General features: G+C 59.1%; 18 protein-coding genes. 7 read left to right on the top strand and 11 right to left on the bottom strand.

From position 1 onward, the window contains the following. Positions 1 to 256 precede the first annotated feature (256 nt). Positions 257 to 979, top strand: a complete 723-nt coding sequence (locus RBB75_RS08155; RefSeq protein ID WP_179640333.1) for a DNA-3-methyladenine glycosylase family protein — start codon at positions 257 to 259, stop codon at positions 977 to 979. 238 nt (positions 980 to 1,217) lie between these two features. Then, the gene (locus RBB75_RS08150; protein ID WP_353070132.1) at positions 1,218 to 3,806 is read left to right on the top strand and encodes a DUF3536 domain-containing protein; all 2,589 of its coding nucleotides are present in this window, start codon (positions 1,218 to 1,220) and stop codon (positions 3,804 to 3,806) included. A 22-nt stretch (positions 3,807 to 3,828) separates the two neighbouring features. Here the strand turns inward: RBB75_RS08150 and RBB75_RS08145 are convergent, their stop codons facing one another. Next, positions 3,829 to 4,638 (bottom strand): hypothetical protein, encoded by an 810-nt coding sequence (locus RBB75_RS08145; protein ID WP_179640331.1) that lies wholly within the window; start codon positions 4,636 to 4,638, stop codon positions 3,829 to 3,831. A gap of 82 nt (positions 4,639 to 4,720) precedes the next feature. Next, positions 4,721 to 5,911 carry a M23 family metallopeptidase gene (locus RBB75_RS08140; RefSeq protein ID WP_179640330.1) on the bottom strand — a complete coding sequence of 397 codons (1,191 nt, stop codon included), beginning with the start codon at positions 5,909 to 5,911 and terminating at the stop codon, positions 4,721 to 4,723. A 338-nt stretch (positions 5,912 to 6,249) separates the two neighbouring features. Between RBB75_RS08140 and RBB75_RS08135 the strand changes: the two genes are divergently transcribed. Continuing rightward, the gene (locus RBB75_RS08135) at positions 6,250 to 6,954 is read left to right on the top strand and encodes an MBL fold metallo-hydrolase (protein WP_179640329.1); all 705 of its coding nucleotides are present in this window, start codon (positions 6,250 to 6,252) and stop codon (positions 6,952 to 6,954) included. A gap of 132 nt (positions 6,955 to 7,086) precedes the next feature. Here RBB75_RS08135 and RBB75_RS08130 read toward each other — a convergent pair whose 3' ends face one another. After that, complete coding sequence (locus tag RBB75_RS08130) at positions 7,087 to 8,220, bottom strand: Rieske 2Fe-2S domain-containing protein (RefSeq protein WP_434557150.1); 1,134 nt, start codon at positions 8,218 to 8,220, stop codon at positions 7,087 to 7,089. 74 nt (positions 8,221 to 8,294) lie between these two features. On the opposite strand from RBB75_RS08130, the gene RBB75_RS08125 reads away from it, so the two are divergent. Continuing rightward, complete coding sequence (locus RBB75_RS08125) at positions 8,295 to 10,403, top strand: phospholipid carrier-dependent glycosyltransferase (protein ID WP_353070131.1); 2,109 nt, start codon at positions 8,295 to 8,297, stop codon at positions 10,401 to 10,403. 265 nt (positions 10,404 to 10,668) lie between these two features. Here the strand turns inward: RBB75_RS08125 and RBB75_RS08120 are convergent, their stop codons facing one another. Continuing rightward, positions 10,669 to 10,956 (bottom strand): hypothetical protein, encoded by a 288-nt coding sequence (locus RBB75_RS08120; protein ID WP_353070130.1) that lies wholly within the window; start codon positions 10,954 to 10,956, stop codon positions 10,669 to 10,671. A 206-nt stretch (positions 10,957 to 11,162) separates the two neighbouring features. Between RBB75_RS08120 and RBB75_RS08115 the strand changes: the two genes are divergently transcribed. Further along, a complete protein-coding gene (locus RBB75_RS08115; RefSeq protein WP_179640328.1) occupies positions 11,163 to 11,681 on the top strand; it encodes a response regulator in 519 nt (172 codons plus the stop codon). A gap of 87 nt (positions 11,682 to 11,768) precedes the next feature. On the opposite strand, the gene RBB75_RS08110 is transcribed toward RBB75_RS08115, so the two are convergent. The 3 genes from RBB75_RS08110 to RBB75_RS08100 all read right to left on the bottom strand — a co-directional run bounded on the left by RBB75_RS08110 (position 11,769) and on the right by RBB75_RS08100 (position 13,957). Beyond that, a complete protein-coding gene (locus RBB75_RS08110) occupies positions 11,769 to 12,503 on the bottom strand; it encodes a helix-turn-helix transcriptional regulator (RefSeq protein WP_179640327.1) in 735 nt (244 codons plus the stop codon). Positions 12,504 to 12,671: 168 nt separating this feature from the next. Then, a complete protein-coding gene (locus RBB75_RS08105) occupies positions 12,672 to 13,058 on the bottom strand; it encodes a VOC family protein (protein WP_179640326.1) in 387 nt (128 codons plus the stop codon). Between the two features lie 233 nt (positions 13,059 to 13,291). Next, on the bottom strand, positions 13,292 to 13,957 hold the full coding sequence (locus RBB75_RS08100; RefSeq protein ID WP_257031288.1) for a TetR/AcrR family transcriptional regulator: 666 nt from the start codon (positions 13,955 to 13,957) through the stop codon (positions 13,292 to 13,294). A gap of 112 nt (positions 13,958 to 14,069) precedes the next feature. Here RBB75_RS08100 and RBB75_RS08095 point away from each other — a divergent pair, with 112 nt between their 5' ends. Then, complete coding sequence (locus RBB75_RS08095) at positions 14,070 to 14,954, top strand: aldo/keto reductase family oxidoreductase (RefSeq protein WP_179640325.1); 885 nt, start codon at positions 14,070 to 14,072, stop codon at positions 14,952 to 14,954. Between the two features lie 168 nt (positions 14,955 to 15,122). Here the strand turns inward: RBB75_RS08095 and RBB75_RS08090 are convergent, their stop codons facing one another. The 3 genes from RBB75_RS08090 to dnaB all read right to left on the bottom strand — a co-directional run bounded on the left by RBB75_RS08090 (position 15,123) and on the right by dnaB (position 17,969). Beyond that, entirely contained in the window at positions 15,123 to 15,506 is a 384-nt protein-coding gene (locus RBB75_RS08090; protein ID WP_179640324.1) for a nuclear transport factor 2 family protein, read from the bottom strand. A gap of 26 nt (positions 15,507 to 15,532) precedes the next feature. After that, positions 15,533 to 16,477, bottom strand: a complete 945-nt coding sequence (locus tag RBB75_RS08085) for an aldo/keto reductase (protein ID WP_353070129.1) — start codon at positions 16,475 to 16,477, stop codon at positions 15,533 to 15,535. 124 nt (positions 16,478 to 16,601) lie between these two features. Beyond that, positions 16,602 to 17,969 carry a replicative DNA helicase gene (dnaB, locus tag RBB75_RS08080; protein ID WP_179640322.1) on the bottom strand — a complete coding sequence of 456 codons (1,368 nt, stop codon included), beginning with the start codon at positions 17,967 to 17,969 and terminating at the stop codon, positions 16,602 to 16,604. A 576-nt stretch (positions 17,970 to 18,545) separates the two neighbouring features. Between dnaB and RBB75_RS08075 the strand changes: the two genes are divergently transcribed. Further along, positions 18,546 to 19,247 (top strand): alpha/beta fold hydrolase, encoded by a 702-nt coding sequence (locus RBB75_RS08075; protein WP_353070128.1) that lies wholly within the window; start codon positions 18,546 to 18,548, stop codon positions 19,245 to 19,247. Between the two features lie 130 nt (positions 19,248 to 19,377). On the opposite strand, the gene RBB75_RS08070 is transcribed toward RBB75_RS08075, so the two are convergent. Continuing rightward, on the bottom strand, positions 19,378 to 19,884 hold the full coding sequence (locus tag RBB75_RS08070) for a GNAT family N-acetyltransferase (protein WP_353070127.1): 507 nt from the start codon (positions 19,882 to 19,884) through the stop codon (positions 19,378 to 19,380). Positions 19,885 to 20,048: the final 164 nt, after the last annotated feature.

Genomic DNA, 20,048 nt, shown 5'->3' with positions numbered 1-20,048 from the left:
GAGTATAGCAGTGGAAAACCCCACCTCAACTCATCCGCAACAACTCGCAACTGATTTTCCTGCCGCAACATCCGATTATCGAACCCGCTTCAAATCCATACACAACATCTCGTGCATGGCTGTTCATCGGCTGAAACTGACCGCTACATCTACCCTGCCCGAAACGTATCGGACTTGTAAATGCAAACCAAGTTAGTCCGAATTCTGCTAATCGCGCACAAGACTTTTCCGCCTCTCCTGCGATACCGTCAGTCTCATGCCGCGACCACACCACACTCCGCGCTCTCCCCGTTACGATGCCGCCCAGGCCTTATTAGATCTATCCGCCGCCGATCCCAAACTAGGCAAGCTCATCGAACGCGCCGGCCCCTTTACCCTCCGCGTCTCCAGCACCCAATCGCCCTTCGAGGCCTTAGTCGAGAGCATCATCTATCAGCAACTCCACGGCAAAGCAGCCGCCACCATCCACCGCCGCCTGCTCGAAAGCTTCTACCCCGTCACCGCCAACGAGCACTTCGCCGCCCAGCACCTGCTCGACTGCCCCAACGAGCAACTCCGCGCCGCCGGCCTCTCCCACAACAAATCCCTCGCCCTCCGCGACCTCGCCGCCAAAACCCTCGACGGCACCGTCCCCACCCTCATCCGCATCCGTCGCATGTCCGACGAAGCCATCATCGAGCACCTAACCCAGGTCCGTGGCATCGGTCGCTGGACCGTCGAGATGCTCCTCATCTTCCGCCTTGGCCGACCCAACGTCCTGCCCGTCGACGACTACGGCGTCCGCAAAGGCTTTGCCCTCACCTTCGGCAAACTCAAACCAGCCGACAAGGTCACCCCCGCCGACCTCCCCAAGCCCGACGTCATGCACCGCCGCGCAAAAAAATGGCAGCCCTGGTCTTCGGTCGCAAGCTGGTATCTCTGGCGCGCCTGCGACCTCGCAGCCGGAAAACTCACCCTTCCTTTGAACTCCGAGCCATAAACTGCATCCAAACCCATGTCCTGCCGGACGAGCCTCCTTCGCGGAGGGCGGTCACTTCGTGACGCGTATACCTTGTCCCGGTAAACTGAGCAACATAGCTCCTCCCGTTGGTCGGAAATAAATCTCTCGCGCCGACCAACGGGAGGCCCTTGCATTTTGTATCGTCCATGAAAGGTATACGCGTCACGAAGTGACCGCCCCACGCGCAGTGGGCCCGTCCGGCAGGACAAAAGGATCAATGGCAAAGTCGAAGACATCCACAAAAAGCAAACCCGCCGCCGTCGAAGCCCCCCGCTTCGTCTGCATCCACGGCCACTTTTACCAGCCACCCCGCGAAAACCCCTGGCTCGAAACCGTCGAGGTCCAGGACTCCGCCGCCCCCTATCACGACTGGAACGACCGCATCACCGCCGAGTGCTACGCCCCCAACGGCGCCTCCCGCATCACCAACAAGCAGAACGAGATCATCCGCATCATGAACAACTACGCCCGGATGAGCTTCAACTTCGGCCCCACCCTCCTCAGCTGGCTCCAGCAGAAAGCCCCCCGCGCCTACCGCATGATCGTCGATGCCGACAAGGTCAGCGCCCAGCACTACAGCGGCCATGGATCCGCCGTCGCCCAGGTCTATAACCACATCATCATGCCCCTCGCCAGCCGCCGCGACGCCCTCACCCAGATCCGCTGGGGCATCGCCGACTTCGAATCCCGCTTCGGCCGCAAACCCGAAGGCATGTGGCTCGCCGAGACCGCCGTCAATCGCAATGTGCTCGACCTCATGGCGCAGGAGGGCATTAAATTCACCATCCTCGCCCCCGTTCAATGCGCCCGTGTCCGCCGCCTCGAGCCGCCCGCTGGCACTACCTCCAAACCGAACCTCGACCCCGTCGCCGCAGCAGCCGCTCCAGCCGAAGAGCCCTGGACCCAGACGCCCAGCGCCAACGTCGACCCGACCCACCCCTACCTTGTAAAACTCGACGAAGGCCGCAGCATCGCCGTCTTCTTCTACGATGGCCCCGGCTCCCGCGCCATCGCCTTTGAAGGCCTACTCAACAGCGGAGAAAACTTCGGCAGCCGCCTCCTCGGAGGCTTCCACCCAGCCTCCCCCGGCGACCCCGAGATCGCCCAGCTCTCCCACGTCGCCACCGACGGCGAAAGCTACGGCCACCACCACAAACACGGCGAGATGGCCCTCTCCTATGCCATGCACTGGATCGAGGAAGGCGCACAGGCCAAACTCACCAACTACGGCGAGTTTCTCGAAAAATTCCCGCCCAAGTGGGAGGCAGAAGTCGCCGAAGACACCTCCTGGTCCTGCGCCCACGGCGTCGAACGCTGGCGCTCCAACTGCGGCTGCAACGGTGGCAAGGCCGGCTGGAACCAAGAGTGGCGCGCCCCCCTGCGCGAATCCCTCGACTACCTCCGCGACGCCACCGCACCGCTCGCCGAAAAGCTCTCCCAATCCCTCTTCAAAGATCTCTGGGTCGCCCGCGAAGCCTATATCCACGTCGTCCTCGACCGCTCCCCTGCCTCCATCATCCGCTTCTTCGCCGACCACGCCATCCGCCACCTCACCGAAGACGAGCGCGTCAGCGCACTCGAACTCATGGAGCTCGAACGCCACACCCAGCTCATGTACACCAGCTGCGGCTGGTTCTTCGACGAGATCTCCGGCATCGAAACTGTCCAGATCATCGCCTACGCCGGACGTGTCCTCCAGCTCGCCGCCAAACTCTTCGGCCCTCCCGGCGTCGCCCTCGAAGCCGAGTTCCTTACCCGCCTCGCCCGCGCAAAAAGCAACGTCCCCGAGATGGGCGACGGCGCCGAAGTCTACCGCCGCTACGTCAAGAGCATGAAGATCGGCCTCGAACAGGTCGGTGCTCACTACGCCATCAGCTCCATCTTCCGCGCCTATCCAGAGCACGGCGAGCTCTTCTGCTTCGACGTCCACCGCGAATCGCAGGAGGTCTTCAACTCCGGCCGCGGCCGCGTCGCCCTCGGCCGCGCGCTCCTCTACTCCCGCATCACCGAGGAGAGTGAAGAGCTCTGCTTCGCCGTACTCCACCTCGGCGACCAGAACCTATCCGCCGCCGTCAAAGCCTACAACTCCAACAACCCAGCCGAGGTCGAAGCCTTCGCCACCTTCTCCACCGACATCAGCACCGCCATCCGTCGCGCCAACCTCCCCGAGGTCATCCGCCTCATCGACCGCTTCTTCGGCGAAACCGCCTACTCGCTAACCTCCCTCTTCGCCGACGAGCAGCATCGCATCCTCAGCACCATCCTCAACCAGACCGTCTCCGAGATGGAGCACTCCCTCCGCAAGATCTACGAAGACCACGCCTCCCTCATGCACTTCCTCACCGAGTCCGGCATGACCGCCCCGCCCGCCCTCGCCACCGCAGCCCGATTCGCCATCAACGCCAGCCTCCGTCAGGCCATCGAGTCCGAAACCTTCGACAACGCCGAAATCGAAGCACTCATCAGCCGCGCCGAAGCCGATCAAATCCCTCTCGACACGCAACTCCTCAGCTACACCACAGGACAGCGCATGAAGCGCGCCATGATCCGCCTCGAAGCCGCAGCTTCAGGCGATCCGCAAGCCGCCGACGCCCTCGCCGCAGCCATCGTAGTCGCAGAGGCCACCCACAAGATGCCCTTCGAGGTAAACATCTGGCAGGCCCAGAACATCTGGAACGACCTCCTCCGTCGCAGCGACACCAACTACTGGACCGACGAGTGGAAGGAAGGCTTCAAAAAACTGGGCGAGACCATGAACATCAAGGTCGATCAGCTCGTCATCGAAGAAGGCGTCAGCACCTTCTAGCTCTCAGTACTCGGGAGTGACCTTACAAAGGATCAAAGCGTAGCCATTGTTGGACCTCGACACGCCCTTCAGAGCATAGAATCCATCGATCTATCTCCGTGAACTCTTCCAGCTCCTTGATCGTCCAGGGATTGCGAGCTCCTGGATACCAGGTTGTTACGCGATGCGTCAAAGAAGCTCTCTCCACGAGACGCTCCATCTCCCCTTGGGGATCGGCATAGATATGGGCATGAGTTTCGACGATGATCATCGAATCTTTCAGGAAGGCAAAAACTTCCTCGGTAAGTACTTTGAACTCCGCGCCTTCAATATCGATAAGAAACATCGTCTCGTGCGAGTTGATCTTGTGAGTGCGAAGAGTATCAACGAAACGATCCGATGCCGTGCCGAGAATCGTTATCTTGTCCAAGACGCCGTTTTTATCAGCCAGCCGACTGATGGCCGTGCGGCACTCGGGAATGGATTCGAAGGCTACGGAGCGATCGACTTTGCCACTATGAAGAAGACCGACAGCGTAGTATCCGTCCGCAGCGCCGACATCGACAAACACTCGAAAGTGAGCAGGGGCCCCTGCAAGGTTCTCGAGGACCTCCTGCTCGTACAGGCCGAGAATCATAACGCCCTGCTCCGATCGGCCCCAGCGAGGGTTGTCTAACCATTGCATCCCGGCAAACGGCCCATACTGCACAATGCCGCCGCACTTTGCAAAGATCTTCCGTGACAAGCGACGCCGATAAAGGCCTACGACACGGCGAAAGTTCAGGTGACGTCTAAAAGCTTTTGAGACATAGCCAAGCAACGATAGTTCCTCGATACGAATGGGCTGTTTCACTACATTCTAAACACCACCAACCAGCGCATGAAGCGTGCTATGATCTGCCTCGAAGCCGCAGCCCTCGAAGCATCGAAGCGCGCTACCGAGGCGACAACGAGATAATCAGTTGATCGAGCGGCAGCGAATTCTCTATCTGGTGCGGAGGAGAGAACACATTAATTGCAAGTGGTGTCCCGTTGGCCTCTGCTTCGTCGAAAGCCTCCGTGCCGGGCGTCGCACCCGTCACTTTGAAGGCATCAATTTGATATGGCAGCCCGTTCGAAGCAAGCGACAACTCCGAACTCATCACATGAAAGTGCAGATGCGGTGCTACAGAATTACCCGAGTTCCCCACCAGGCCAATGATCTGTCCGCGCTTCACTCGATCGCCGCGATGAAGATTGATGCTCGCCGACTGCATGTGCGCGTAACAGGCAAAATGATGCCCCCCGATATCCTCAATGATCGCGTTCCCATCCGCGTCTTCAATCGGAATATTCGTGGGATACTTCCCCGGCGTCTGTTCAGGCAGGCCCGTAATCGCAACGGCTACCACCCCATCTGCAACCGCATAGACAGGCTTTCCGAAGATCGTATAGCTCTCAAGTTTTTCTCTTGGACCTGAATAGATACGGCCGTTTGCATCCAACTGCTCCCAATCGACAGCGTAACGTTGAGCCACATAGACGCGCCCATTGATAGGTAACGCAGCCCGGGTGTGGCGCGTCGCATCGCAACACGAATCAGCAGAGACGTAACCATCCCCACGCAGAGGCGCACCGATCTGCGCAACCGGCTGAAGGTCCGGCGTCGTTGCGCCGCCAGTCTCGGTGATCTCCTGTTGTCCCGGAGGCGCAGCGCTGTAGTGCGCCTTGATCCGATGCAGAAGCTGCTTCGGAATTGGAGAACCATTCGGAAGAATGACGTTCAAAAAAAGTATCGACTGCGTGCCCCGGGCAAGCACCCCGGAAGCTTCGCGCAAACCCGCAGGCTGAAGACGACGAGAGACCGCCGCTGCGTCCAGCCTCTGCAGAACCCCACCGTCACCGATCACCTCAACATCTTGAATATCCGCCTCGCCACTCGAGATATTCGCCAGCCACACCTCATAGACCAGGTGCACCTGGCCGTCCGAACCTTTGAAAGGCACCGGCGCATCATGAACCGCAATCAGCAGCGGCGTCATCTGCTGCGCTACCTCACTCCATCCCAACCCTGCATAGATCGTGAAAAAACCGATCAACGAAACCGTAATCGACAAAGCGAAAGACCGTCTTGAAATATCTCGCATCACCTCTCCATTCACAACAGACTGTCCCGTCATAAAGCTGCACTACATCTGCTATAAGAGGCATCGATGAGAGCACTGGAAATCAGACGCTCAGATCGCATTCACGACAACAACCTGCTTTCAAGAGGCCGTAGGGAGTGTGCGAAACATACTATGTCAGCCCAACCAATCCATCAATCCAATCAGTCTCAACCCAACAGACCAGACCATCACTTGGTACGAGCATTAGAACGGAACCAACCCTATCGCAGCCGCCATACATGCATCAATCTCAGTCTGTTCGGTCTCTTCCGGGCAACTCAACATCCACGCAGGTACTCTCTTCCTTAGCGTCCATTATGAAAACCACACCGATTACCGCCAACGCCCATCAACTCACCCGCTTCGGCCTCATCAACTGCTATCTCGTCCGCGAGACCGACGGCTTCACCCTGATCGACGCCAACCTCGCCAACTCCGCCGACGATATTCTCGCCGCTGCGAAAGCCCTGGGCGCACCCATCCGTCGCATCCTGATCACTCATGCCCACGTAGACCATGTCGGCTCCGTAGATGCCCTCCTGGCAAAGCTAGGCGCCACACAAATAGAGTTTACCTCGAACGCCCGCAGCCTTCCGCTTCTGCAAAAGCCCCCCAACAAGTCTCCTCAGCCCGGCGAACCCAACGAAGAGATTCGCGGTGGCCTCCCCGGCATCGACGCCCGCCCTACGCGTCTCGTCACCGAAGGCGAACTCTACGGCTCCCTTCTCGCCATTGAAACCCCCGGCCACATCCCTGGCCACCTCGCCTTCCTCGACCAGCGCGACGGCACCCTCTACGCCGGCGACGCCCTCATCGCCATGGGCCACCTCACCGTTAGCGGCTTCGCCCCCTGGTACTTCCCTCTGCCGAACCTCGCCACCTGGGATAAATCCATCGCACTCGCCAGCGCCAACAAACTGCTCACCTACCCCATCGAGCGCTTCGCCTGCGGCCACGGCTCCGTCAGACCCGGAGGCATCCCCACCCTCCGCAAGGCAATCGCCAGCACAGCCAAATCGTAACCGCCGACCAACGGGAGGCCCTGAGCCGATCCCTCACCCAGAAAAGGTATACAAGTCACGAAGTGACCGCCTCCCGCGCAGGGAGCCCGTCCGGCAGGACACATTCTTGCAACAAGCATTCTTAGGCAGCAGTTAACTCCGCCAGTGCAGCGTAACCGGCCCACTTAGCGGATGCTCTCCCGTCCCCTTCAACCGAGCCTGCTTCAAAGCGAAGTACCACTTCGCCGGCTTATCCGCATCATCGATCAGCATCAATCCCGGATGAAACCTCAACCCCTCGGCCTGCTCAATCATCGTCTCCTGATCCTGCCGCACAAACCGGGCCCCAAAGAAAGTAGCAATCGAAGTTACAAATGGAACCCAGTAAAAGACATTCCACGCCGCAACCACATCAATCCTGCAAGTCGAAGCCGTCACCGGCGTAATCGTAGTCAAACTCGAGAACCACTTATCCCCAGCGCGTATCGTCTCGTACCGCCGATTCGGCAAGACAAAATCAATCGTCGTCGTAATCGGCTCGCCATAAACCCCCAGCAACTTATACGGCGCCGAGTTCGCGCTCGGAGCATGCGACGACATCCGAAACCCGGCATTCCTCCCGTTGTTCTCCCGGTCCTCCAGCGGCTCAAAGTGCTTCGTCTTCTCATGAATACTAGCCGCCGACCGCCACCACCAAGCCTGATGCACAAACGGCCCATGTGCCGGATCCATCAAACCGATAATCCCGTGATCCACATTGCAAGGCAGCTCCGCCACCAGGTGCGCGCTCCGAAACCTCGCCGAAAACTTCGGCACCTCCGGCACCGGAGGCAGCGTCTCCAACCCCTGCACTCGCCCCGCACCGGCCTCCGGCAGATACACCCACGCAAACCCATCGCGCTCCTCGCAAGGAAACGCCCCCGCATAGATCTTCGTCGGGTCCAGCGTCTCATGATTGGTCAGCGAAGGAATCTCCCTGCACTGCCCACTGCAAGGCTCAAACTTCCACCCGTGATACTTGCACGTCACCGTCTCCCCATCAAACCACCCAGCCGACAGCGGAATCCCCCGATGCGGACAAAGATCCCGCATCGCAAACAGCTTTCCACCAGTCTTCCGTCCCAGCAGCAGCGGAACCCCCAGCAGCAGAGCCTTCGCCGTCTTGCCTGGGCGCAGCTCCACGGCACACAGCGCAGGATACCAATCCCCAAAGATCAGCTCGGTCGGAGGACCAAAAGCAAGAGGACCAGACGCCCCACTCATTTGTGCAGGTTCACGCATCATCATCAGTCAGCCTGAGTCTACGACAAACCCCTCCCCCCACATAAAGGTCGACTGCGGATCAAAACGGATGAAAACGGATGAAAGGCAAAACACGGCTCCACGACGCCAGCATACAAACCCACAAAGCCGCTCGCAAAATAGCCTGCGTTCTATCCAATCGCTCCAATCCGGTCTTGATCGGTCTCTATCCTCCGCCTTTTTATCCGCGTGCCTCCGCGTTAATCCGCGGTCGCTCTCATTACACTGTTCACGTGACCACCCCAGCCCAGGAGACGCGCCGCAACCGCCTCATCCTCATCGTCCTCTGGCTCCTCTTCTACGCAACCCTCACCCTCTTCGTCCCCCCGCTGCTCGACGACGCCGACTCCGTCCACGCCGAAGTCGCCCGCGAGATGCTCCTCCGCCACGATTGGGTCACCCTCTACGCCAACGGCATCCGCTACCTCGAAAAAGCCCCCATCCTCTACTGGAGCATGGCCCTCAGCTTCAAACTCTTCGGCGTCAACACCGCAGCCGCGCGCCTGCCAATAGCCCTCACCGTCCTCTCGCTCGCCCTCCTCCTCGAAGGCTTCGCCCGCCGCGCCTTCTCTCCCCGAGCCGGCCTCTACGCCGGCCTCATGCTCCTCTCCAGCTTCGGCATCTTCATCTTCACCCGCATCCTCCTGCCCGACGCCGACGTCTGCCTCTGGCTCGCCCTGGCTCTCTTCTTCTACTGGGCCACCGAACAAACCGGGCAGCAAACAAAAGCCCACCCACAACCCCAAGCAAGCATCACCCTCTGCTGGCTCTTCGCCGCCTCCTGCGCCCTCAACGTCCTTACCAAAGGCCTCATCGGCATCGTCTTCCCCCTCCTCATCGTCCTCGCCCACCTCATTCTCACCCGCCGCAGCCTCCGCGCCGTCCTAACCCGCATCCGCCAGCTCCACCCACTCTCCAGCACCATCGTCTTCCTCGTCATCGCCGCGCCCTGGCACATCCTCATCGCCCTCGCCAACCCCACCCAGGGCCATCCCGGAGCACTCACCTTCTCGCACGGCCACTGGTCCGTTCCCCTCCCTACCGACGGCAACGTCCACGGCTGGCTCTGGTTCTACTTTGTCAACGAGCAGCTCCTCCGCTATCTCAACCTCCGCGTCCCCCGCGACTACGACACCGTCCCCCTCCCTCTCTTCTGGGCCTTCATCCTCGTCTGGATCATGCCTTGGAGCGCCTTTCTCTACCATGCCCTCGTCACCATCCCCTGGCGCAAAGCCCTCCGTCCGCGAGTCTCCATCCGCACCCTCACCCAGCGCGAAAACACCCGCCTCCTCCTCGGCCTGTGGGCCATCATCCCTGTCCTCTTCTTCTCCTTCTCCACCCGCCAGGAGTACTACGTCCTCCCCGCCCTCCCCGCTATGATCCTCCTCATCGCCGCCTGGCTCGACCATGAAGCCACCGAAGCCGAGTCCTTCACCGTCCCCGCCCCACTCGTCCGCTCCGGCCAGCGCATCTCCGTCGTCCTTCTCGTCCTCGGCTCCCTCGCCGCCCTCACCGCAGGCTTCTTCCTCCAACGCTCCGCCCCGCCAAACCCCGTCATCGACCTCGCCTCGCTCCTCAAACAAAATCCCGGCGACTACGCCCTCTCCTTCGGCCACTTCCTCGACCTCAACGCCCAGGCCATGGGCGCCTTCCATGACCCGCTCCTCCTCACCGCCATCGCGCTCTTCACCGGCACCCTCGCCAACTGGCTCCTCCGTCGCGCCTACCAGCCCCACGCCGCAAACCTCTGCCTCGCCGCCGCCACCTTTGGGTTCGTGCTCGCCGCACACGTCGGCCTGCAGATCTTCTTCCCCGTCCTAAGCTCCCGCCAGTTAGCCACCGCCATCGAGCCCGAACTCAAGCCCAGCGACCTCATCGTCATCCACGGCGAGTACGAGAGCGCCAGCACCCTCGGCTTTTATCTCGGACGCAGCGACCTCCACATCCTCGACGGCCGCAGCTCCAACCTCTGGTACGGCTCCTTCTTTCCCGACGCCCCACCCATCTTCGAGGACGCCCTCTCCCTCAAAGTCCGTTGGCTTGAACCTCGCCGCATCTTCCTCTGGCAGAGTCTCTCCGACCCTGTGCCTTCGCTTCCGGGCAAAACCTTCTTCATTGCGCAAAGCGGAGGCAAAGAGATCCTGAGCAACCAACCCAACCCATATTGAAGACTATGTCCTGCCGGACGGGCCTCCTGCGCTTAGTCACCCCACAAACGAAAGACCTGTTTGTGGGGACCCCGATTCCGCGGGCGTTCGCACGTCTCTTTAAAGCTTTGCGTGGTCCTCCCGTTGGTCGGCATAATCTCCCTTCGCGACCAACGGGAGCGCCAACCGAAGGGGTATACAAGTCACGAAGTGACCGCCGCCCGCGAAGGGCGCCCGTCCGGCAGGACTAAGAGTTCCTGATTTTAAAGAGGGGTCTTACAGAACGTTATTTATCCGTCTTCCAAACAAACAGAAACTCATCATTACTGGACGTAGCCAGATTGATCTTCTGCTGCCGGGCAGCCCTGCTCAACGCAGACCGCACATTCTCCTTCGTATCCGGAAGCTGATCCAGCGGGATCTTTAACGCGCTGCCAACCTTCAACTGCGCAATATCGCTCAACAGTTGCGTGATGATCTCTTTGTGCTTGCCTGCTCTACCCTTGGGTACATTCGCCTGCAGCACCGACTCAAACTTCATCTCTTTCGGATCGAACTCGTCGTCGCTTCCCACGCCCCCCCCTTGATGTGATCTGAAACTAACCTGACGTTAACGTAACACTAAGCAGATATGCCAGCTACTAACAAGTTGCTCTTTTCAACATTGCCTAACTGGTCGCTTTCTTTAGCACCGCCTAAACCTCTCCATAACTGAGAGATCTAAAAGAGTTAACCCGTATAACTCAAACAGGTCTATGCTTCGATTCAGAGGTACAAGTCATGACCGCGAAGATCAAATTTGAAGTTGTTCCCCTGACAGTAGTCCCGAACGAGGATGCCATCTCTATTTCGGAAAGAACCAAGCCAGTCATCCTCATCGTCGACGACGAGCACATCATCGCCGACACCCTCTCGATAATCCTCTCCCGCAGCGGCTTTTCCACCCTCACCGCCTACGACGGTGCCGCAGCCTTAGAGCTCGCACGAACGTTCAACCCCCAACTTCTCATCGCCGACGTCATGATGCCCGGCATGACCGGCATCGAACTCGCCATCGCTGTCAGTCAGAACATCCCCGAATGCCAAATACTCTTGTTCTCCGGCCAGGCCGCAACCGCCGACCTCCTCGTACACGCACGCAGCGCCGGCTACAACTTCACCACCCTCACCAAGCCCGTTCACCCCACCGACATGCTCAAGCGCGTCTCCGAATGCCTGGCAGTACAAAAGACCACCTTCGCCCCCCCGTACAACCCAACGGACGACTCTTCGCGACCCGCGACCTACCTCGTAAACTAGAACAAAGTCGCAGTTGGCATAGCGCCCGCAGTGCCCTTGTTGTCATTCCCGAAGGGAATCTGCGGTTGCCCTCCTCCACACCAATAGTCAATCCGCTCTAACCTGCCCAATACCCGCCGCAGCAACCGATTCGGAGACATAAGGCGGCTTGCCAACCTGCTTCACAAAGTCCTCCAGCCTCTGCCCCTTCTTCTGTACAAACTCGCGCCCCAGCACCTCCACCTCCTGCATCCGGTCGATCCGAAACACTCTGAAGTCCTTCCGCAGCTCGCACCAAGCCGCCAGCGTCCAGGCCCCACCCCAGAAGTACAGCGCCAGCGGCCTCACCTCGCGCTCACTGCTCTGTCCATCCTCCTTCGCATAGCAAAACGCAACGACCCGCCTGCCCACGCAAGCGTCGTGCAGTAGATCCAGTCGCTCCTTCAAAGGCTGCACCATCCGATGCCCCGGCGCGTACATCAGAATCGAATCCAGCCGCTCCCGCAGATCCGCCGGCAGCACCGCCTCAATCCGCTGCAGCGCCTGGTCCACCGAGGCCACGCTCGCCGCCCCACCCCACGCCTGCACCATCCGCGCCCCCAGCACCAGCGCCGTCAGCTCATCCCGGGTAAACATCAGCGGAGGCAGGTCCATATCCCGCCGCAGCGTATACCCAACCCCCGCCTCCCCCTCAATCGGCATCCCCGAGATCTGCAGATCGCGCACATCCCGATAGATCGTCCGCTCCGAAACCTCCAGCTTCTCCGCCAGCATCCGCGCCGTCTGCAGCCTGCCACCGCGCAGCACTCGTACGATCCGGAAGAGTCGGTCAGCCCGCCGCATGCATATATCCTAGATGGCCTGGAAAAGATGGCCTGGAAAAAGAATTGCGCCCGCTTCCAGTTAGCAGCCCGTATATCGCTCCCCGCGACCAACGGGAGCGCCAACCGAAGGGATATACAAGTCACGAAGTGACCGCCTCCCGCGTAGGGAGCCCGTCCGGCAGGACACTCAAACCGAAGTATGCAACCCAATATGATTTCCTTCCGTATCCTTCAGGCAAGCAAACGCACCATGCCCACCAGGAATCACCGTACGAGGCATCAGCATCAACCCCCCAGCCTCGCGAACCCGCGAAATTACAGCATCCAGTTCGCCATCGCAGTTCAGATAAACCATCGTCCCCCCACCACCGGGCTTCCTGAAGGTACGCTTCACCAGAGCCCCCGCCACGCCGCCAGCAGCCGCCGGAAACAGACGCATCGGATCCCCCAACTCCCCAAATTCATCCTTATTCATCCTGCGATCCAGAATCGTCTCGTAGAACCTAGCTGCCCGCTCCAGATTGGCACACGGAATCTCGAACCAAACCGCCACCGACTTCGGCTGTTCCTTCATATTGCCTCCCTGACTTAGCAAATGACCTTACGAACACAACCGCAGAATACTGACACCCTACTGACACCGTACTGTCAGGAGCCTTTCCAAAATCGAAGCTGTCCTGCCGGACGGGCCTCCTGCGCGGAGTGCGGGCGTTCACACGCCTTTTTAGAGCTTCGCGTACTCCTCCCGTTGGTCGGCACAATCTTCCCTCGCGACCATCGGGAGCGCCAACCGAAGGGGTATACAAGTCACGAAGTGACCGCCGCCCGCGCAGGGCGCACTTCCCGCACCGAACAAGCCTCCATATACGAGCAAGCAAAGAACACCAGTTCCCCCCGCATGCTTTCAAACTGCTTCTCCGGCGCATCCGACTCCAGCAGTCTCCGGCTCACCCCCACCATCGCCGCCACCAGCATCGACGCCACCAGCTGCGGCTCCTTCGTCAGCGACTCGCTCGACGTCCCCAGCATCCCCGCAATCGCCTTCAGCGACCGCAACGCCTTCTGCTTCGCAATCTTCGCCCCATCCACATCCGAGCTCACCGCATGCAGCGCCACGCTCGTCTTCGGATCCATCATCTTGGCCTCGAGAAACGCGTTGATCACCGCCGCAACCATCTCCTTAAGCGGCTTCCCCTTCTGCTCCCGGCACACCTGCTCCAGCGCCGTCGACACCCCGTTCAGATGTTGTAGCAAAGCCGCCTGCAGCAACGCACTCTTATTCGGAAAATACTGATACAACGTCCCAACCGAAACCCCAGCGCGCATCGCAACCTTCGTCGTCGTCAGCCGTTCCTTCCCCACGCTCAACAAAACCTGAATGGTCGCCTCCAGAATCGCATCCACGCTCGCAGCCGAACGAGCCTGCACCGGCGATTTACGCGGCTCCAACAGCATCTGAGGACGTGGGGTCAAATGCGAACTCCTAACCTGAGGCTTTCTTCATCTAACCACAGGTAGCCAAAACGAACCCGAACCGCGCACCTGACAAATCGCAACCGTGCAAAGACAAAAAGGAGCACCAGCAATGACGCAACAGACAAATCTAGGCGGAACCTTCACCTTCCCCGGCACCTCGATGACCGTGAACCGCATGGGCTACGGAGCCATGCAACTCGCCGGCCCCCACGTCTTCGGCCCGCCGAAAGATAGAAATGCCGCCCTCGCCGTTCTGCGCGAAGCCATCGCCGCCGGCGTCAATCACATCGACACCAGCGACTTCTACGGACCACACGTCACCAACCAGATCATCAAAGAAGCCCTCCACCCCTACCCCGATGGCCTCGTCATCGTCACCAAAGTAGGCGCACGCCGCGGCGCAGACGCCTCCTGGAACCCAGCCCTCTCCCGCCAGGACCTCATCGACGCCGTTCACGACAACCTCCGCAACCTCGCCCTCGACAAGCTCGACGTCGTCAACCTCCGCGTAGGAGGACTCGCCGGCCCAACCAAAGGCTCCATCGAAGCACCCCTCACCGTCCTCGCCGAACTCAAAGCCCAGGGCCTCATCCGCCACCTCGGCCTCAGCAACGTAACCCCAGGTCAACTCGCCGAAGCACAAAAAATAACCGAAATCGTCTGCATCCAAAACCTCTACAACGTAGCCCACCGAACCGATGACGCCTTCCTCGACGACCTCGTCAAACAAGGCATAGCCTACGTACCCTTCTTCCCCCTCGGAGGCTTCACGCCGTTGCAGTCCGCCAAGCTGGACGAAGCAGCCGCCTCCCTCCAATCCACGCCAATGCAAGTCGCACAGGCCTGGCTCCTCCACCGCTCTCCCAACATGCTCCTCATCCCCGGTACCTCTTCGCTTGCGCACCTGCGCGAAAACCTGAAAGCCGCAACCCTCAAACTCCCACCCGAAACCATCACCAGCCTCAACGCAATCGCAGCAGCACCCAAACCATAATCACTGCGGGTGCCCATCTCTTGAGCGTGGAGCGCCCGCGCAGCAATCAAAATCTTCTTCGCGACCAACGGGAGCGCCAACCGAAGGGGTATACAAGTCACGAAGTGACCGCCGCCCGCGCAGGGCGCAGTTTAATAGTCCGAAACAAGCAGCTGTCCCTCAGCGTCGTCACGCGATCCGCTGAACCCATTGGCTCCGCCACCCCGGCGCCTCGAACGGATCTGCGAAGTATTGTGTCTCATGCACCACCTTGCCGTTGCGAAACTCCATCGTGCTCACCGTGTATGCCGGTCGCCCCTGATAGATAATCGTGTACTCCGTGATCCAAAGATCTCCGCTTCCAACAATCCGCCTAACCTCGAAACCCGACGGCTTGCCCGGATGATGGCTCCGCAGCGCCTGCAAATTCTTCCTACCAAGGATTCGCTCGCCCGACTGTGGATAATCACAGATGGCATCGTCAGCATAGATATCGTGCTCCGCATCTGCATCGCCGGCCGCCGACGCACGCCAGTGTGCGTTCAATGATTCGCGTATCTGCTCCTCTTTCATAGTCTGCTCCAGGTGTTACTTGGCTTTCATGCCGATTGGACGCGTGGAATGAACCCCGGGCTGCCGGTATTCACCACGTCGTTGAGCCTCTGTCTCGTCTGAATCCGATTGATCTCCTCAACCGCGTCTTCCGGAATGGCTGAGACGTTGAAGTTCTCCTTCGCCCGCTCCGCCGTCCGCGGCGTCGTCAGCAAAGCTGTGCCGCGTTGCACCGCCCAGGCCAGCAGCACCTGCGCCGGAGTCTTTCCAACCCGTGCAGCGATGGCCAGAATCACCGGATCCTCAAGCGGCCCCGGCCTCATCCCATGACCCAGAGGCGCGAACGCCAACAGCACAATGCCCTTCTCCTTGCAGAACTCCAGAAGCTCCGTCTCCGGAAGATACGGATGCGACTCCACCTGGACCACGGCTGGCTTGATCCTCGCCGCTTCATACACCGGCAACAGCCCGTTCAAGGTAATGTCAGACAGTCCGATGGCCCTGCATCTGCCCTGGTCCACAAGACTCTCCATCGCCCTCCAGGTGTCAACCAGACTCACGCCCTTGTCGTAGATCACGTTGCCCTTTTCATCCCGAGGATCCTGCTCCTCCCCCGGTTGAAATGCGAACGGAGTGTGAATCAGATAGAGATCGAGATAGTCGAGCCTCAGCCTGTCCAAACTCGCCTCAAAAGCCGGTCTCACGCGCTCCGGCCGGTGATTGCTGTTCCACAACTTCGTGGTAACAAACAGATCCTCGCGCGCAATCCCTCCAGCCGCAACTCCTGCCTTCAAAGCCTCGCCCACCTCACGCTCGTTCCGGTAGCGTTCCGCGCAGTCGAAGTGCCGAAACCCCGCAGCCAGCGCGTCTTTGGTAGCGCTTATAGTCACGGCCGCATCGGGAATCAGTGTGCCGAATCCGAGTGCAGGCATCTGACCGGCTCCGCCGCTCAGCGGCATCCTCTTACTCCGAAGATCAGAAGACTCGATCATGATGACTCCTCGACTTTGTACGTGCGACCAACGGGAGCACCACGCGAAGCGGTATACCCATCACGGAGTGATCGCGCCGCGCGCAGCGGGCCCGTCCGGCAGGACCCAGAGCCTAGTACCCGCCCTAATCCCCGCCATGCGACAGATTCTCGAACCGAGTATAGTCCGACAGATACGCCAGATGAATACTCCCCGTTGGTCCATTCCTCTGCTTGGCAATAATGATCTCTGCCTTGCCCTTCAGATCCTCATTCTCCCGGTCGTAGTACTCCTCGCGGTGAATAAAGCACACCACGTCCGCATCCTGCTCGATCGAACCTGACTCGCGCAGATCGCTCAACAGCGGCTTCTTATCCCCGCCCCTCTGCTCACTCGCACGCGACAGCTGCGACAGCGCAACCACCGGCACCTTCATCTCCTTCGCCAGCGACTTCAGCCCGCGCGAGATCGCCGAGACCTCCTGCGTCCGATTCTCAAATCCCTTCTGCGACCCCGACGACCCGGTCATCAGCTGCAGATAGTCGATCACGATCAGATCCAGCTGCCCATGCTGCTGCTTCAACCGCCGAGCCTTCGCCCGCATCTCCGCCAACGTAATCCCCGGCGTATCGTCGATAAACATCTTCGACTCCATCAACCGCTCGAGCCCGGCAATCAGCTTCGCCCGGTCCTCCCGCATCAACATTCCCGTCTGAATCGCCTTCGAGTTCACCAACGCCTGCGAGGCCAGCATTCTGCGCAGCAGACTCGCCTTGCTCATCTCCAGCGAAAACACCGCCACCACCTTGCCCCCGCGCACCGCGGCATTCTCCGCAATGTTGATCGCCCACGCCGTCTTGCCCATCGAAGGCCGCGCCGCAATAATCGTCAGCTCCGACTCCTGCAATCCGCTCGTCATCCGGTCAAATTCTATGTAGTGCGTCGCCAACCCCGTAACCTCGCGCCCCTGCTCATACAGCGCATCAATCGACCCGAACGACTCCTTCACAATCGTCGCGATGTCCGAAAACCCATACTGAATCGCGCTATCGGCCACCTCCGACAGCTTGGCCTCCACATTGCTCAAAACATGAATCGCCTCCTCGGACTGGTCCGAGGCGAGCGTCAATCCATCGCCAAAGATAGCCATCAACTGCCGCAGCAAACTCTTGTCCTTCACAATCCGGACATAGCTCTCGATGTTGAAGTTCCGCGGAATCCCCTCCGTCAAAAACGCAAGATACGCAGGCCCGCCAATCGAATCAATTTCTCTCTTCCGAATCAGCTCCTCTCGCACAGTCAGGGAGTCCACGCCACGACCCCCCGCCAATAAATCGGTGATGGCTCGGTAGATGCGTTGATGCGAATCGAGCGAAAAATCTTCCGCCCTTAGCCTTCCTGTCGCATCGTTGACCGCAAGCCCGTCCAGAAGCATTGCCCCTAAAACAGCAACTTCGATATGAACCGAAGCGGGCAGACCTTCTGAAACATTTAGTTGAGCAAAAGATGCCATAATGGCTCTATTCTCCGCTGTCGCAAGGGCCGTTGCAACCAGCGCTTTCCTCACGTTATCAACGGGTTTCCCACACACCAAAGGGTTAATTCACAGATGAGCTGTAACCTGACAACTACAGACAAGTACATCCCAGAGTTTGATGAATACGAAGCGCGAAGCAAGCTCTCCGATCTCACAACTAAAAGTTGTCATCCTGAACGGGGTGAGTGGAATCTTATATCATGCTGAGTTTTCGGAAGATAATTAGGCCATTTTTGGCTGTGTAGGAACTGTGCAGACAATTTTTTGATTTCTGTGCATTTCTTGAACGCGGGATACCATTTTACAGGGACGATTCACAGCCTTCTGGAAGGCGCTGTGCCGCTGCCGGATAGCGACAGCGGCTCGGCTTCACAACACAAGACATAATATGAGTGCATGAAAATTCTAGACATAATGTTTGTTTTCATCTCGGTTTTCGGAGTTGGAGTTCTATGCGCGCAACCAATCGGCTCAGCAAAGCCACCAGGCTCATTCGTTGAAGTAGATGGTTCTCGTTTGCACTATGAGGAGTGCGGGACCGGGCCGAAGGCTGTGATTTTCCTCCATGATGGGGTTGTAAATTCGGCAGTCTGGGACGACATATGGGCCGCTTTCTGTAAACAGTTTCATACCATCCGATACGACCGGCGGGGGTATGGGAGCTCGCCCGCCACTACCAAGCCCTATTACGAAGCCGACGATGTTGCTGCAGTGCTGCACGATCGCAAGGTCAGCCAGGCTGCTCTCGTGGCCAGCTCACATGGCGGTAATGTGGCCTTGAATTTTGCACTTCGCTATCCCGCGCAGGTTAGCGATCTGGTGCTCGTCGGTCCGGCGGCGGAGGGTTTTCCATATTCTGAGCACTTTCTGATGAGGCAGGTGGAATCTCAGAATGCCAAGGACCAAGTAGAGGCGAGCGTCCAGAATCCCTACCTCATCGTTCCGGGGCATGACGCCGCCCGCAACCACCTTCGCGCTCTTCTCAAGGCTTCACCACAAGATCTTACACACGACGATATGCCACTGCCGGAGAAGCCAGTCTTTCCATATGTGCAGGACCTCCGAATGCCGACGCTGATTCTCACGGGTTCCGGCGACATTGCGGACAATCAAGCCGTGGCTGGCGCTCTAATGATGGCTATACCAGGAGCGGCCCGCGTTGTGGTACCCGATGTAGGGCACCTGTTATATCTGGAAAAGCCGGATCTTTTCTCTTCGATCGTCATTCGATTTCTTACGTCTCACGCGTTCTAAATCCACGGCCCATTCAAACCGTCGCTTGCGAAGTTCCTCGAAAACGGTCGAACCCACTGTTGGGCACATAAACCAAAGGGCCGGGAGCAGCGTAGGCGGCCGATTAGAGGCTGCTGAGATGACCTCTTCGCTAGAGCCGAGCAAAGGCACGGATTTGGTAGACAACAGATTCATATTTTGGGCTTCTGCGGGTTCCGATGATCTCGCCGTGGAGCTTCTCGGCAATGTGTCTACTGGCGGTGTTTTCTACTGCCACAGGGTACAGAAAGGTGTCTTTTCCGAGATCCTTGGCCGCCCATTCAGCAACTGCTCGAACGGCTTCTCCTCCGTACCCCTGACCGTGAGCTGCTTCCTTCATCCAGATGCCCAGTTCCGGGCTTGGCAGATCAGCCCTTTCAAGTGCAGTAATGCCTAGACATTCCTTTGTATCGCGCCGTCGGATGACGAACGCAAACTCTGTTGGATCGGCGGCCTGCAATCGCGCCTCTCGGCGTGCCTTGTACTCGGTGAAGGATTTGGGCGGCTCCCAGGACATGAAGCGAGCGACGGCCGGAGTAATGCAGGCAAACACCTCTTCTGCATCTGCCATTTCGAAGGTGCTCAGTTGCAGCCGAGTCGATTGAATTTGAACGGCCATCGTGTCCGCCTCGATAGATACGATAACGTCCTTTATCGTATGGTAACTACCACCGCGATCGCGTGGGCTGTCGTGTTCAGTTTTAGGTTTGCTGACCGTCGTCCTGCTCTGTGGGTCGTCAAGCACTTTAGACGCTCAATCGCATTACATGTCTTCGTTGGCCA

Origin of the sequence: Tunturibacter empetritectus (genome assembly GCF_040358985.1) — a bacterium.
GTDB classification, from domain to species: Bacteria; Acidobacteriota; Terriglobia; order Terriglobales; family Acidobacteriaceae; genus Edaphobacter; species Edaphobacter empetritectus.
This window is presented reverse-complemented; position numbering and strand designations above follow the sequence as displayed.